Annotated in this window: 10 protein-coding genes; 2 read left to right on the top strand and 8 right to left on the bottom strand. The window is 70.3% G+C overall.

The window, feature by feature from the left end:
• Positions 1 to 159, top strand: a complete 159-nt coding sequence (locus IG196_RS19455) for a hypothetical protein (protein WP_180838898.1) — start codon at positions 1 to 3, stop codon at positions 157 to 159.
• An 87-nt stretch (positions 160 to 246) separates the two neighbouring features.
• Entirely contained in the window at positions 247 to 1,518 is a 1,272-nt protein-coding gene (locus IG196_RS19450; RefSeq protein WP_225616736.1) for a putative bifunctional diguanylate cyclase/phosphodiesterase, read from the top strand.
• A gap of 24 nt (positions 1,519 to 1,542) precedes the next feature.
• Here IG196_RS19450 and IG196_RS19445 read toward each other — a convergent pair whose 3' ends face one another.
• From IG196_RS19445 to IG196_RS32390, 8 genes are all read right to left on the bottom strand, one after another.
• Positions 1,543 to 5,856 carry a cellulose biosynthesis protein BcsC gene (locus IG196_RS19445; RefSeq protein ID WP_192192539.1) on the bottom strand — a complete coding sequence of 1,438 codons (4,314 nt, stop codon included), beginning with the start codon at positions 5,854 to 5,856 and terminating at the stop codon, positions 1,543 to 1,545.
• The gene (gene bcsZ, locus IG196_RS19440; protein ID WP_192192537.1) at positions 5,832 to 7,043 is read right to left on the bottom strand and encodes a cellulose synthase complex periplasmic endoglucanase BcsZ; all 1,212 of its coding nucleotides are present in this window, start codon (positions 7,041 to 7,043) and stop codon (positions 5,832 to 5,834) included. Before bcsZ ends, IG196_RS19445 begins: the two co-directional genes overlap by 25 nt.
• A gap of 11 nt (positions 7,044 to 7,054) precedes the next feature.
• Positions 7,055 to 9,361, bottom strand: a complete 2,307-nt coding sequence (gene bcsB, locus IG196_RS19435) for a cellulose biosynthesis cyclic di-GMP-binding regulatory protein BcsB (protein ID WP_192192535.1) — start codon at positions 9,359 to 9,361, stop codon at positions 7,055 to 7,057.
• A complete protein-coding gene (gene bcsA, locus IG196_RS19430) occupies positions 9,358 to 11,547 on the bottom strand; it encodes a UDP-forming cellulose synthase catalytic subunit (protein WP_192192533.1) in 2,190 nt (729 codons plus the stop codon). Before bcsA ends, bcsB begins: the two co-directional genes overlap by 4 nt.
• Positions 11,544 to 12,413 (bottom strand): cellulose biosynthesis protein BcsQ, encoded by an 870-nt coding sequence (gene bcsQ, locus IG196_RS19425; RefSeq protein WP_225616735.1) that lies wholly within the window; start codon positions 12,411 to 12,413, stop codon positions 11,544 to 11,546. Before bcsQ ends, bcsA begins: the two co-directional genes overlap by 4 nt.
• A complete protein-coding gene (bcsR, locus tag IG196_RS19420) occupies positions 12,362 to 12,715 on the bottom strand; it encodes a BcsR/BcsP family cellulose biosynthesis protein (RefSeq protein ID WP_192192532.1) in 354 nt (117 codons plus the stop codon). Before bcsR ends, bcsQ begins: the two co-directional genes overlap by 52 nt.
• Positions 12,712 to 13,185 carry a cellulose biosynthesis protein BcsD gene (bcsD, locus tag IG196_RS19415; protein WP_192192529.1) on the bottom strand — a complete coding sequence of 158 codons (474 nt, stop codon included), beginning with the start codon at positions 13,183 to 13,185 and terminating at the stop codon, positions 12,712 to 12,714. Before bcsD ends, bcsR begins: the two co-directional genes overlap by 4 nt.
• Positions 13,186 to 13,502: 317 nt before the next feature.
• Positions 13,503 to 13,925 (bottom strand): beta-propeller fold lactonase family protein, encoded by a 423-nt coding sequence (locus tag IG196_RS32390; protein WP_225616734.1) that lies wholly within the window; start codon positions 13,923 to 13,925, stop codon positions 13,503 to 13,505.
• Between the last annotated feature and the right edge of the window lie 47 nt (positions 13,926 to 13,972).

Raw genomic sequence — 13,972 nt, 5'->3', positions numbered from 1 at the left:
ATGTTCGTCGATGGCCCCCAGCAGTTGACGAGCCTTGCCAGCAAGGAGTTCTTTGGTTGTAGCAAGAACCAAAGAATCCCGTTCATAGACGCCGCCAGCGAAAAATCCCTTGCCATGGTCAGCCCGCGCAGGCTGAATCCAGGCATCAGCAGCTTTTGATTTTCGGAACACCAGCCTGTGCCGAACGAGTCCGCTCATGTCATCTCGTCGCCGGACGAAGCGTTGAGGCGCCTTCCTCCGGACGAGGTGCTGTCTCCGCTCATCGCGGACTGGGCGCGCGCGGGCAAGCGCCTTGCTGTCGTCTGCGACATCGATCTCGATCGCTTCAGCGAACTCAACCAGCGCCTGGGCATGGCGGGCGGCAATGCCGCGCTGGTCGAAGCGGCCCGTCGCATCAAGGCTCAACTGCCGCGCGAGTCGCTACTGGCGCGCATCGGCGGAGACGAGTTCGCGGCCGTCTTCGCCGGACTGGGGTTTTCGCAATGCCACGAGGTGCTGGAGCGCATCCTGGCGGCGCTGGCCGAACCCTGGCAATGGCGGGGCCGCACCGCCCACCTGGGCGCCAGCCTCGGCGCGCGGATGATGGACAGCACCGGCCCGGCGCCCGAACTCGCGCTGCGCGATGCCCAGCATGCGGCCTTCTTCGCCAAGCGTGCCGCCGACGGCAAGGTGCATTATTTCGACGCCCCGCAGGCACAAGCCGATGCGCAGGTCGTGCGCGAGCGCCAGCGCATCCAGGAGGGGCTGGCGCTGGGCGAGTTCTTCCTGTGCTACCAGCCCAAGGTCGACATGCGCCGCGGCATCGTGGTGGGCGCGGAGGCGCTCATCCGCTGGAACCATCCGCAGCGCGGCCTGCTGCAGCCGATCCATTTCGTGCCCCTGCTGGAGGACGACGCGCTGGCCGAGCAGGTCGGCGAGTGGGTCATCGCCGCGGCATTGCGGCAGCTGTACGACTGGCTCGAGGCGGGCCTGCGCATGTCGGTCAGCGTCAATGTGAGTCCGCTGCACATGATGCGCCACGACTTCGTCGACCGGCTCACGCAGCAACTGGCACAGTACCCGAAGCTCGGCCGGGGTGCGCTGGAGCTCGAGATTCTCGAGACCACGGCCATCAGCCAGTTCGCCACGGTGGCCCGCTTCGTGCAGGCGTGCCAGGCGCTCGGCGTGGCGGTGGCCATCGACGATTTCGGCACCGGCTATTCGTCGCTCACCTACCTGCGCCAGCTGCCGGTGTCGTCGGTCAAGATCGACCAGTCGTTCATTCGCGACATGCTCGACAGCGAGGCCGACCGCGCGATCGTGCAGGGCATCCTGCTGCTGTTGAAGGCGCTCGGGCGCACGGCCGTGGCCGAAGGCGTCGAGACGCTGCATCACGGCGAGGCCTTGCTCGCCATGGGCTGCACGTTGGCCCAGGGCTACGGCATCGCCAAGCCAATGCCGGCGGATCAGATGCAGTGCTGGGTGGCCGAGTTCGAGCGCGCGCCGCCGTGGGGCCGCGAACCGGCCACCGGCGACTGAAAGGCCTGCCGCGCGCGCCCGGCGTCAGAGCAGCGGCGTGTACGGCGACACCAGCGGGCGCAGCGTCGTGCCGCTCGGCACGCCCAGCGTGCCCGCACCGTCGAACACGTAGCGAAGGTACACGCCGCCCGTCAGCTGGCGGTAGTTCTGCGCGTTGTTCAGTCCGATCGAGCCGCCCAGGAACATCTTGGGCGCGAGCTGGTACTCGAGGATCGCGGCCAGGTTGTAGGCCAGGCCGGTCTTCGACGTCTTCTCGTACATGCCGGTGAAGGGCACGCTGCTCAGCCCCAGCGAGGCGGCGTAGGCGGCCGCGCCTCCTGCATCGCGCGCACGCCCGCCGTCGGTCGGAAAGTAGGGCGACGCTTTCTGGGTGAACGACTGCACGCCCAGCGAGGCATTCAGGCGCCACGACAGGCGATCGCTGCGCCCGCTCCAGTCGACGGGGAAGGCCACGCTCACGAAGCTCTGCGGGCTGAAGTAGCCGCCTTGCCCGAAGGTGTAGTAGCTCAGGTTCTTGTCGTAGCCCATGAGGCCCAGGTTCATGCCCAGCGTGAGCTTAGAACCCGGGTTGTTGACCAGGTGCAGGTACGCGCCGCCGCCGGTCTCGAAGCGGCTGTTGCTCGCGACATTCTTGCCCGTGATGCCGTGCATCGCGGCATAGCCGTACACGCCGTAAGTGCCGTCGTCGTAGCCAATGTCGCCACGCACGCCGGTGGCGACCACGCCACCCCAGCGCTCGTTGGTACGCTGGTCCTTGGCGCCAGCGAACGACAGCAGACTGTCGGTGACCGCGCGGCGCGACACGTCGACTTTTGCGTTCCACGAATCGCCGAACGAGCCCGCATACGACACGTTGCCGACCACGTTGGTCTCGGGAAAACCGAGCGGCGTGGTGCCGATGCTCGCGCCGAAGTTCTTGCCTTCGTAGCCCACGCTCAGTCCGACGCCGGCGGCGTTCTGCTGGCCCGCGCTGGTCCCGGCCCGCAGGCCGTTGATCGCCGCATCAGGGCCGCCGCCGAAACGACTGCCCGTGGCGTAGTCGGCGGATGGCGTTCCGGCGTCGAGCACCGTCGGCGTGACGCCCACGACGATCTTGCCTTCGCCGACCGGGAAGCGCGCCTGGATCGGAATCTGGAAGTCCGACAGCTGGCTGAGCCCGGCTTCGCCGGCGCGGTTGCGGTAGACGGTGCCGGCGGTCAGCTCGATCGAGCGCTGCGCCTGCAGCTCGCGCAGCTCGGCCGCGACCGGGTCCGCCGGCGCGGCGGTGCGCAGCGGTGCGTTCCAGCCCGAAGCGGACGTGCCGGGAACCGGCAGCGGGGCGACGCCGCCGGCCTGCGCGTACGGATAGGTCGGCGAGGGATAGGCGCCCGTCGGCGCGTTCGCGACGGGGTACTGCTGCACCGGCGTCGCGATGTAGGCCGAGGCTTGCGGCGTGTTGCGCGCGTTGGTGTTGCTGTTCGCGTTGGCATTGCGCGATGACGCCGTGGCCGACGCCGTGCGCCGGCCCTTGCTGCTGTTGGCCGGGGCGGGCGCCGTGCCGGAGGTCCAGGGCAGCGCGCCGGGCGCCGCGCCTGCGACCGGGTAGCCCGGGCTTGCGGGCGCCGCGGGATACACCGGCGGCGCCGCGGCATAGATCGGCGCGGCCGCATAGGCCACCGGCTGCATGCGCGCTTGCGCGAAGGGATTGCCGCCCGCGCCGGGGTAGCTGGCCGGCACGACCGCGCCTGGCACGCTTGGTGCACCGCCCGTCATGCCCGCGAACGGATTGGCCGCGGGCAGGCCCACGGGCGCCGCGCCGGGCACGCCGCCCGTGGCGACGCGGCTGTCGGCCTCCACGGCGGCGCGCAGGTACTGCTCCGCCTTGCGGCTGTCGCCGGCATTGCGGTAGACGCGGCCCGCGGCGGCCAGCACGCGCGACTGGTCGGGCGCCTGCTTCAGCGCGGCCATCACGTAGTTCTCGGCCTCGCTGTGCTGGCGCAGCGCGCTGGCGCTGGCGGCCGCGGCGAGCAGCGCGTCCAGGTCGGTGGGGCTGCGCTGCAGCACGCGCTGGTAGAGCGCCAGCGCCTGGGTTTCGTCGCGTGCGGCCGAATAGAGGCGCGCGAGTGCCGCGAGCGCGCGCGGATCGTCCGGTCGCTCGGCCAGCACGGGGGCCATCGCGTTGTAGGCGGCCTCGAGGTTGCCGGCCTCGCGCAGCGCATCCGTCTGGCGCAGCGCGAAGGCGATGCGCAGGCTGTCGAAGTCGCTGCGCTGCGCGGCGGTCATGCCGGCCGGTTGCAGCTGGCGCAGCACCGCCGACAACTCGACGTCCTGCTTCGTCTTGAGCAGCACCGACGCATAGAGCAGCCGGTCGCCGATGCCCGGGTTGGGGCTGCGCGCGAGCAGCTGGCGGCTCATGGCGAGCGCGCGCGGCGCATCGCCGATGTCCGCATACGCGCCGGCGAGCTGGCCCCAGATTTCGGCCGGCATGTCGCTGCTGAGCGCCGCCTCGGCCTGGCCGAGCACCTGCCGGGCAGCATCGACCTGTCCTTGCCGCGCCAGCGCCTGCGCGCGCTGGGCTTGCGATTGCGCCCAGAGCCGGCGCTGCAGGGCCGCCATGTCGCGCGTTCGCGAGGCGGCGGGAATGCGCTCCAGGTACTGAATGCCGCCGGCCGCGTCGCCGGTCTCGGAGGCGAGCAGGGCGCTCGCGTAGAGCGCGTCGGGCATGTCGGGCTGCGACATCAGCAGGCCTTCCATCACGCCGCGCGCCTCGGCCACCAGGCCCTGGCGACGGTAGATGTTCGCGAGGTCGAGGCGCACCCAGGGGCTGTCCGGCGCGGCGAGCATCGCGTCTTCGAGCGTGCGCTGCGCACCGGCGGCGTCGCCGGCATCGGCCTGCTGGCGAGCCTTGGCGCGCGCCTGCTCGACCTGGATGTCGCGCAGGCCACCGAGCTGTCCGGCCTGTTCGGGCGGGAGCTGTCGGGCCAGCGCGAGCGCCTCGTCGGCGCGGCCCTGACGCCCGTACACGGCGATGAGTCCGCGCAGTGCCTGCGCGTTCGACGGCTTGCTGTCGAGCACGCGCTTGTAGCCCTGTTCGGCCTGCGGCAGGTCGCCGGCGGCGGCGCGCAGGTCGGCCAGCGCGACCTGGCCGACGCTCTCGCGCGGGTCGATGCGCACCGCGCGTTCGAGCAGCGCCTGCGCGCCGCGCGTGTCGTTCTTCTCGCGCGCCGTGCGCGCCTGGCCGACCAGGCTCCAGTAGGTGGCGCTTTGCAGCGCTGAATTCCATTTGCTGCCGCCCGATCCGCGCGCGGCGCGCTCCAGCAGTTCCTGCGCTTCGCCGAACCGCTCCTGGCGCAGCCGCACCAGGCCCAGGCCGCCCAGGGCTTCCGGGTCATCGGCCTTCGCGCGCAGCGCCTGCTGGAAGCGTTGTTCGGCGGTGGCCGGGTCGCCGCGGTCCAGCGCGCGGAAGCCTTCGCCGAGCGGCACGCCGGGCGAGGCGGCTGCGGCGGCCTTGCCGGAGGTCAGCGTCTCGAGCCGCGCCGACACGGCGGCGTCGTTCGGGTTGCTCGCCAGATAGTCCTGGTAGAGCGCAATGTCGGGCGCGCGCGCATCGAGCCAGATGAGCGCCTGGCGCCAGCTCGCGCGCGCGGCGGCGCCCACCGTGGGTTGCTTCGCCAGCTCCACGAGGCTGCGGATGCCTTCGCGCCGCGTGGGCTCGCTGTAGGTGCGCAGCTGGGCGAGCGCGAGCTTGTAGCTCGCGTTGTCGGGTTGGTCCTTCACCAACTGCTCGATGCCCTTGCGCGCTTCGTCGGCGCCTTGTGGCGTGGCGCTGAGCACCTGGTAGTACTCCAGCGCCAGCGCTTGCGGCGGCGGGCGGTTGTCGAACTGGCTGCGGTACAGCTCGACCGCCTCGGCGCTGCGCCCCGCGCGGGCCGCAGCGCGGGCACGCTGCAGCGTGCTGCCCTGGCCGGGTTGCTGGGCCTGCTGCTGCAGGCGCGCGATGCGGCCGTCGTTCGGGTGCGCGGTGCGCAGCCGCGAGATCCACGTGCGCGCCGGCTCGGCGTTGCCGCGCGACAGCTCGACCTGCGCCATGCCGTACATGGCATCGGCCGACTGCGGATCGACGCGCAGCAGCTTGCGCCAGCTTTCCTCCGCGAGGTCGGCACGGCCTTGGGCCTGCCAGTAGTTGCCCTGTTCGACGAGCGCGGCGCTGGCATCCGCCTGCGCGCGCGCGGGACTGCTCGCGCAGACCGCCGCGAGCAGCCCCAGGCAGGCGATCCATTGCGCGGCGGGAATGCGTCCCGGGCCCCGGCGCAGCGACGGTGGACGCAACGGCTTCATGCCGCTCGTGTGGATCGACATAGCAGTCTCCAGGAGGTTTGCAACTGGCCGTCGCGATCGAATTCGTAACGGCCGTCGAGCCAGGCCTGGCCGAAGACCGCCAGCACCTGCTCGTAATACGGCTGCGGCGGGGTTGGCGCCGCTGAGGAAGAGGTTTCGGCGCGGCCGCCCGGCAGCCGGGCCGATTCGGTGGCCAGCGCCTCGGGCAGCTCCTGCGCCTTCAGGTACGGCAGCAGCGCGCCGCCAAAGCCCGCAGGGCCCGTGCCGCGCCCCGCGCCGCTGGCGGTGTCCACCGATTCGGGCATGGGATGGCGATCCGCAAGCAACTGGCGCGGGCCGTTCAGGCGCTGCAGCAGCGCCTTGCGCTCGGGCGTGCGCGGCGACAGCATGCCGGCCCAGAGGTAGACGCGGATGGCGTCGTAGCTGCCCACCGTGCCTTTCTCCGGATCGGCGACGAAGGCGTTGGCCGTTTGCGACCAGGCACACCAGTCCGGCGCGAAGCCCTTGGGGGCCACGGCGTCGAGCATGCGCACAGTGTTGTCCATCACTTCGCGCCACGGGCCGCGCGGATCGGCCTGCTGAAAGTAGCGCAGCAGCTGCAGCGGCATGTAGCTCGGGTTGAGCCGCCACAGCGGCCCGCTGGCCACCGACGCGGGCCACGGCAGCAGCATGCGGCCGAGCCCTGGCAGCGCCACCACTTCGTCGCGCACCACCAGCGCCAGCAGGCTGCGGCCGAGCTTCGCGTAGCGCGGCTCGTTCCAGAGGCGTCCGGCTTCCATGAGCGCATAGGCGATCCACAGGTCGGCGTCGGAGGCGGCGTTCGCATCGAGCACGCCCCAGCCGCCATCGGCCTTCTTGCCCCATTGCCAGGCGGGCAGGTTAGTGGCCAGGCTGCCTTGCGCGAGGTTGGCTTCGGTCCATGCGAGCACGCGCGCGAAGGTCGGCTTGTCGTTGTGAACGAGCGCGAAGAAGAGGCTGTACGACTGGCCTTCGGAGGTCGATTGCTGCTGCGGCGTGTGGAAGTCGATCACGCGGCCGTCGCGCTGGATGTGGCGCGCGGCGAAGGCAGCCCAGTCTGACGCCGGATGGCACGGCGCCGCGGCCGGTGCTGCCGCGGCTGTGCGCGAGGTGGCCCAGCCCAGCGCGGCCGCCGCGAGCAGGGGGCGCCGGCCGATGTGCAGGGGGGAAGACGGTGCGGTGCGTGGCATGGGCAACCTCGTCAATGCAAACGGCGCCGCGCCCGCAACTGCAGGCTGGCAAACGCCACCGCCGCGGTCAGCAAGGCCAGCGCCACGACCAGCCCGGCGAGCAGCAGCGGGCTGCGCGACAGGTTCCATTTCAGCCAGGCGATCGGCGGCAGGCTGCCCACGTAGTAGGTGTCCTGGCCGAGCACGCTGTGCACCTGCGCGTCGCGCACGATGGTCATGCTGCCCTGCACGCGCTTGAGCAGGTCGGGTGTCATCAGCGCAGCCAGCAGAGCTTCTTTCGATGCCGCGTTGGTCACGGCGGCGACCACGCTGCGCCCGCTGCGCAGCGGCGATTCGAAGCCTGCCAGCACCGCGTCGCGGCCGTCGTCGCTCATGGCGATCTGCATCGCGCCGGGCAGGTCTTCGCGCTGGCGCGCCCCGATGACGAAGTCGACGGCGGTGTCCAGCCAGCTGTTGAGTTTCAGCTGCGGCGACGTGCCGTTGCGCTGCAGCGGCATCTTGGCAGACCACTGCGCGAACAGCGGCTGGTTCTGCAGATTGCCGATCACCAGCAGGTCCTTGTCGGCCCACTGCGACACCTGCGCCGGCCGGCCGACCTTCACGCGCAGCGCGGGGTAGCCGGTGGCATGGCCGATCTGCCCGAGCAGGCCCAGGTAGGTCTCGGTGTCGGCGGCGTCGGGCGCGTCCGGCAGGATGACCGCGGTTTCAGACAGGTCGGCCATGCGCGAGAACGGAAAGCCGCCGTTGGCATAAGCCGCCAGGTCGGGCATCGCGATGTAGTGCGCAAAGCCCGACACGTCGATGGTCGAGGTCGGGTCGATCGCGCCGCGCACGTTGTCCAGCAGCGGCTGGCAGCGCCCGCCCGAGGGTTCGAAGTAGTAGTGCAGGCGCAGCTGGCTGCGCGGGCCCAGGGCCAGTGGCGGCAGCATGACCTGCCGGTTTTCGGCCACGGTGCCGTCGGGCATCACCTTCACGGCCAGCGGGTTCCACCAGCGGTCGCCGGCCGGGTTGGCTGCGCGCAGCGGCAGTGCGCCGATGAAGTTGTTGTCGACGTTCACGTTGAGCGTCGACTGGTCGGGCCGCACGCGCGGCGTGTAGCGGTACTGCAGGTCGAGCGGAATGCCGCGGCTGCGCCAGGTGAAGAGGTCGGGCGGCAGCTGCAGGTTCACGCGGACCACGTCGGGCGTGTAGCCCGACACCGACAGGTCGGCGGCGGCGGTGAGTTCGCCCAGCTGCAGCGGGCGGTCGCTCGGCACCCAGCGCGGTGCGTCGTAGGGCTTGCGCGGCGGCGGCTCCTGGAACGCGGTGATGCCGGTGCGTTCGCCCGAGAACGCGCGGCTGTTCAGTGCCAGCGCGGCGGCGGCGGTGCGCAGTTCGGCGGCGTCGCGGCCCATCACCAGCAGCAGCTTCGACGCCGCGTCCTGCGGATGGTCGACCACTGCCAGCGCCGGGCCCTGCACGGCCGGCAGCGCGAGGTTGGCGATGCGCGTGTCGGGCAGCACGAAGACCACGGCGTGGCCGGCGGGCAGTTCGCCGCGCGTCACCGGGAAGGTGGCACCGCGGTAGTCGGCGAGCGCGCCGAACCAGGACGACACGATGCCGGCCGCCTCGAGCAGCGGCGGCGACTCGGCGTCCCCGAACACGAACGGAATGCGCGCGCGCCGCACGTCGCGGCGGTCGAAGAAAGGCTGCGGCAGCGTGGCCAGGTCGTTCGTGAGCTTGAGCGGCGACACGGTCAACCGCAACGTGCTCGACGCATCGATGCGCGCCCACAGGCTGGTGTGGGCCGGGTCTTCGCATTCGCGCGTGTAGTGCCCCACCAGCTCGACGTTGATGCGGTTGAACTCGGTGATCAGGCGCCGGTCGATCGGGATGTCCTGCGTCTGGGGCTTGCCGGCCTCGGCGCGGCTCACCGGCAGCGTGGCGACGAGCACGTCGTTCACCGTGACCTTCAGGTGCGAGAGCTCGGGAATGAGTGAGGGCGAGTAGGCGTAGTTCAGCTTGAGCGACGCGGCGGTGACCAGCTCGTCGGCGCGCACGTTGAACGGAATGCCCACGGTGCCGCTGATGCCGCGCAGCTGCACGGCGTAGTCGATGCCCAGCTGCGTGAGATTGAGCTCGCGCACCGCGCCGCCCGGGGCGGCCGCCGTGGCCACCGGCGTGGCCGGCCGGGCCGGTGCCTGGGGCGGTTGTGGCTGGGCCCACGCGCCGCCCGATGCCGCGGCAGCCAGCGCGAGCGCCGCCAGTGCGGCTCTGCGGGGCGGCGCCGGGCGCGGGAAGGTCGCCACGCCGTCGGGCGCATGCAGGGAAGTCGTCACACAGGGTCCTTCGCTTCGACAGGCGGCTTCGAAGACGAAGCCACGGAGGGGCGCAACCGGGAGGTGGCGGCGCGGTAGTAGTGGGCGAACATGTTGCGAAAGCCCGTCGCGCTGATGCGCACGAGGTGGCCGAGCACGCGGTGAATGCCCACGCGCGGGTAGTTGCCCCAGCGAGCGGCCCAGATATCGGCGCGCGCCATCGTGCATTGCACGAGCGCGCGTTCCTGCACGAGCGTCATCGGCGCGAAGCGCAGGCCCAGGCGCCGTCCGCTGCTGAAGCGCACGGTGGCGGCAAAACGCGACTCGGTCTCGCCGCGGTACAGCGCCACCACCACCTTCGCGTCCTGCGCGAGCGTGACGTCGGCCGGCAGCACGATGCCCAGGCCGCCGCTGGAAAAGTCGAAGGTGCTGCAGCGCATCGATGTGCCGTCCTCGAAGTACAGCGTGGCCGGCACTTCCAGCGCCACGCGGTGCGCGCTGCGCACCTGGCGCGACTCGTTGGCCGCCGCCACGCAGGCGCCCAGGATCATCAGGTTGTAGACGGTCCAGGCCAGCGTGAGCCACACGGTGGCGATGTTCTGCGGATCGACCCAGGTCAGGCGCCAGACGCCCGCGCACACGCCGAGGAAGTTCAGCATCAGCAGCACCAGGCTGGCGCGGGCGATCTGGGTGTCGAAGTACGCCTCCTGCACCAGGCCGCCCTTGGCCGTCACGTTGAAGCTGCCGAGCTTGGGGTTGATGAGCGCCACCAGCGTGGGCCGGAAGATGTACCAGGCCAGCACCGCCTCGTAGACCTCGTTCCACAGCAGGTAGCGAAAGCGTCCCTGGATGCGGCTGTTGGTGAGGTTCGCATGCAGGATGTGCGGCAGCGCGAAGGCGAAGATCATCGACGCCGATGCATGGATCACGCTCGCGCCGAAGAACAGGTAGGCCAGCGGCGCCGTGAGGTAGATCAGGCGCGGCAGGCCATACAGAAAGTGCAGCATCGCATTCAGGTAGCACAGCCGCTGGGCCCAGTGCAGCCCGCGCCCGAACAGCGGGTTGTCGATGCGAAAGATCTGCGCCATGCCGCGCGCCCAGCGGATGCGCTGGCCCACGTGGCCCGAGAGGCTCTCGGTGGCCAGCCCGGCCGCCTGCGGCAGCGCCAGGTAGGCGGTGTTGTAGCCGCGGCGGTGCATCTTGAGGGCGGTGTGGGCGTCCTCGGTGACGGTCTCCACCGCGATGCCGCCGACCTCTTCGACGATGGTCCGGCGCAGCACCGCGCACGAACCGCAGAAGAAGGTCGCGTTCCACAGGTCGTTGCCGTCCTGGATCAGCCCGTAGAACAGCTCGCCCTCGTTGGGCACGCGGCCGAAGGTGTCGAGGTTGCGCTCGAACGGGTCGGCCGAGAAGAAGTAGTGAGGCAGCTGCACCATGCCCAGCTTCGGGTCGCGGCCGAACCAGCCCATCGCGATCTGCATGAACGAGCGCGTCGGGATGTGGTCGCAATCGAAGATCGCGACGAACTCGGCCGTGGTGTTCTTCAGCGCCGCGTTGATGTTGCCGGCCTTCGCATGGCGGTTGTTGTCGCGCGTGACGTGGGTCACGCCGAGCTCTTCGCAGAAGGTGCGGAACTCCTCGCGCCGGCCGTCGTCGAGCACGAAGATCTTGATCTTGTCGCGCGGCCAGTCGATCGACTGGGCCGCCAGCACCGTCGGGCGCACCACCGAGAGCGGCTCGTTGTAGGTCGGAATGAAGAGGTCGATGGTCGGCCACAGCGCCGTGTCCTCGGGCAGCGGGACCGGCTTGCGCTCCAGCGGCCAGGCGGTCTGCACATAGCCCAGCAGCAGCACCACGAACGCGTAGAGCTCGGCCATCAGCAGGCCCACGCCCAGCACGAGGTCCAGCAGGTTGTCCATGTACATGGTCTCGGTCACGCGCCAGTAGGTGTAGCGCGAGGACACGACGACCGACAGCACGATCATCACCAGCCCGGCAAAGCGGCCGCGGAAGCGGTTCGTCACCAGCGCCGCGGCGAAGATGCCGACCGACAGCACCAGCTGCTGCTCGAAGGTCATCGGCGCGATGACCAGTGCCGGCAGCAGGGCCAGCGCGACGAGCCAGCCCAGCAGGCGCACCGGCCACAGGCGCAGGAAGCCGGGCGCTTCGCGCGGCACGTACCCGGCATTGCCGGTGTTGCTTTTCATCGGGTTGTTTCCTGGCGCGACGACACGGCGTGCGCGAACGGGGGCAAGGGCGAGGCAAGGCGCGTGAGGAGCCGCTCGGCGATCACGGACACGTCCTCGGCCGCCTGGCTCAACGGGGCGTAGTGCCGCACGGGCAGGGCCGAGGCGAGCGCCTCCGACACCGAGGCGTCCAGGTGCAGCACGCCCAGCAGCTCCTGCTGCAGGCGCGCGCGCAGCATCGCGAAGACGTCGTGGTTCAGGCGGCGGCCGGGATCGACTTGGTTGATGACATAGGCGCTGCCGCGGTAGCCGGCGCGCGGTCGGCAGTACTTGTCGACCATGCGCTCGACGATCGGCAGCGTGGCGAACGAGCCGGCGTCGGCCAGCACCGGGATCACGCAGACGTCGGCCGCACGCAGCGCCTGCTGCAGATAGACGGTGGGACCGGGCGGCGTGTCGACGATCACCAGCATGTCGGGCGGCAGCCCGAAGCGCGTGAGCGTGTCGGCCAGCCAGCCGGGGCGGCGGGACAGCTCGTGCTCGAAGCCGATCAGCCGCTCGTCGTCCACCGTGCCGAAGGGCAACAACACCACGCCGCCGTGCGCGGGGCACATCGCCTGCGTCCAGGGCAACTGGCCGGCCGCAGCGGCCAGCAGGCCTTCTTCACCGCCGTGGTGTGGATCGTTCGCCAGGTGAAAGCGCAGCGCATTCTGCGGATCGAGGTCGATGGCCAGCACCTGGCGTCCGCGTGCCGCGAGGGTGGTGGCGAGGTTTGCGGCAATGGTCGTCTTGCCGACGCCGCCCTTGGAGGAAATGACGGGGATGACGACCATCGTCACGTCGGCCGTCGCCAGCGTGACATGGGACCCGGCGGCGCCGGGGTGCACGCGGGCTCCGCGAGCCGGGCGAACAGCGCCTGCAGTTCGTTCGGGGCAGGGCCGGCAGCCGGGGTGGGCACAGGTTGCGGCGCGGCAGCCGCGGGAAACAGGGGCGCAACCGGCGGAATGGGGGAGCGCGCAGGCGCCGCCATCGGCGTGCGATCGATCGGCCCGCCCGAGAGCAGCGGCCAGGGGCTCGCGGCCTGCGCCTGTGCCTCGGGGGGCTCGAACTCCTTGTATGCGTGGGCGTCGCCGCCGAACTTGCGAAACAGGCCGGCAACGTCTTCGGCGGAGCGGTCGTCGCGGTTCATGGCGAGGTCCTTGCGAGGCGCAGCTCGATGACGGGGCCTGCCGGTGCACGGCTTGCGAGCGCCGTCACGCGCAGGGAAGGCGGCATGCGCTGCGCGTCGAACCAGGCCTGGTAGACGCCTTCGAAGAAGCCGCTGCTCCAGCTCGTTGCCTCGGGGCCGAATGCCATGGCGAGAGGGCTGCAGGCGTGGGTGATGGCGAGGCAGTCAGCCTCTTCGCGCAGATTGCTGAAGCCCCAGTCGATGCCGTCCCAGCGTGCATTGAACTGCGACTGCAGGTCGGCCAGCGTCTCGCAGGGGGGCACGGGCAAGGCATCGGCCACCCGCTGGCCGATACGGAAAAAAAGCTGGCGAATGTCTTCAGGCGGCAGGCCGGCACTCAGTTCGGCGGCCATGCCCCGGTTGAACGTCAACCACTGTGCGCTGCATGCGTGCCGCTCGTAGTGTTGGAAAGCGGTCTCTGCGATGTCCATACCGGGACATTGTGTTGGAGCTGTTAATAATCGACAACAAATGTCGAACGGCGTTCACAATCTGAAACCGTTAACCCACGCCGACGCAACACCGGCTGCCTGAATTCGAAAACAGAAGAATTCCTTATGGGGGAGTGTCTGGCGCTGAGCCCGGTAGCCAGGCCTGCGAATCCGGGTGTCACCCTCCATGCAGACATCGGTAGTTCTGAGTCCGACGGCGGCAATTGCTGCGTTGCTGGCGTTCGTCGACGATTGCTCCAGACGGGTCGCAGTCGTTGGATCGTGCGGGACGGAGGGGCGGACCCGAGGCCCGGCTGCTATCTCGCAGGCGCAATGGCCACTGGAGAACTCCCCGTCGCGACGGCCGGCCTAGCCAGCGGGCTCAGCGCCCCCGAGTGCGAATCGATGGCGTAGGCCGACAGGGTGTTCGAGCCCCGGTTCGCCACGTAGGCAAAGCGCCCTGAAGGATCCACGGTGACGGAGTGAGGGGCGTTTTCTGTTGCAACCGTCGGCACTGCCAACGGACTCAGCGCCCCTGTGACCGGATCGATGGCATAGGTCGACACGGTGCGGGACACCAGATTCGCAACATAGGCGAAGCGCCCCGTGGGATCCACGGCGACGGCGCGCGGGTAATCGTTGGTCGCAACGGTCGACACAGGGCCCCTGTGATCGGATCGATGGTGTAGTTCGATACCGTGTTTGTCGTCAGATTCCCCACATAGGCTCGCAAGAGCCATCAGCGTCGCTCTCGCCAGCCGGTCACGCCGAACGAAGCGAGGGAAGG

It is taken from the genome of Variovorax sp. 38R, assembly GCF_014843395.1.
Lineage (GTDB): Bacteria > Pseudomonadota > Gammaproteobacteria > Burkholderiales > Burkholderiaceae_C > Variovorax > Variovorax paradoxus_H.
This window is presented reverse-complemented; position numbering and strand designations above follow the sequence as displayed.

Excerpts from the sequence above, each read along its gene's own strand:
- bcsA (WP_192192533.1), bottom strand. The coding sequence starts at position 11,547 with ATGAAAAGCAACACCGGCAATGCCGGGTACGTGCCGCGCGAAGCGCCC.
- IG196_RS19455 (WP_180838898.1), top strand. The coding sequence starts at position 1 with ATGTTCGTCGATGGCCCCCAGCAGTTGACGAGCCTTGCCAGCAAGGAG.
- bcsZ (WP_192192537.1), bottom strand. The coding sequence starts at position 7,043 with ATGCCACGCACCGCACCGTCTTCCCCCCTGCACATCGGCCGGCGCCCC.
- IG196_RS32390 (WP_225616734.1), bottom strand. The coding sequence starts at position 13,925 with ATGGCTCTTGCGAGCCTATGTGGGGAATCTGACGACAAACACGGTATC.
- bcsD (WP_192192529.1), bottom strand. The coding sequence starts at position 13,185 with ATGGACATCGCAGAGACCGCTTTCCAACACTACGAGCGGCACGCATGC.
- bcsR (WP_192192532.1), bottom strand. The coding sequence starts at position 12,715 with ATGAACCGCGACGACCGCTCCGCCGAAGACGTTGCCGGCCTGTTTCGC.
- IG196_RS19445 (WP_192192539.1), bottom strand. The coding sequence starts at position 5,856 with ATGTCGATCCACACGAGCGGCATGAAGCCGTTGCGTCCACCGTCGCTG.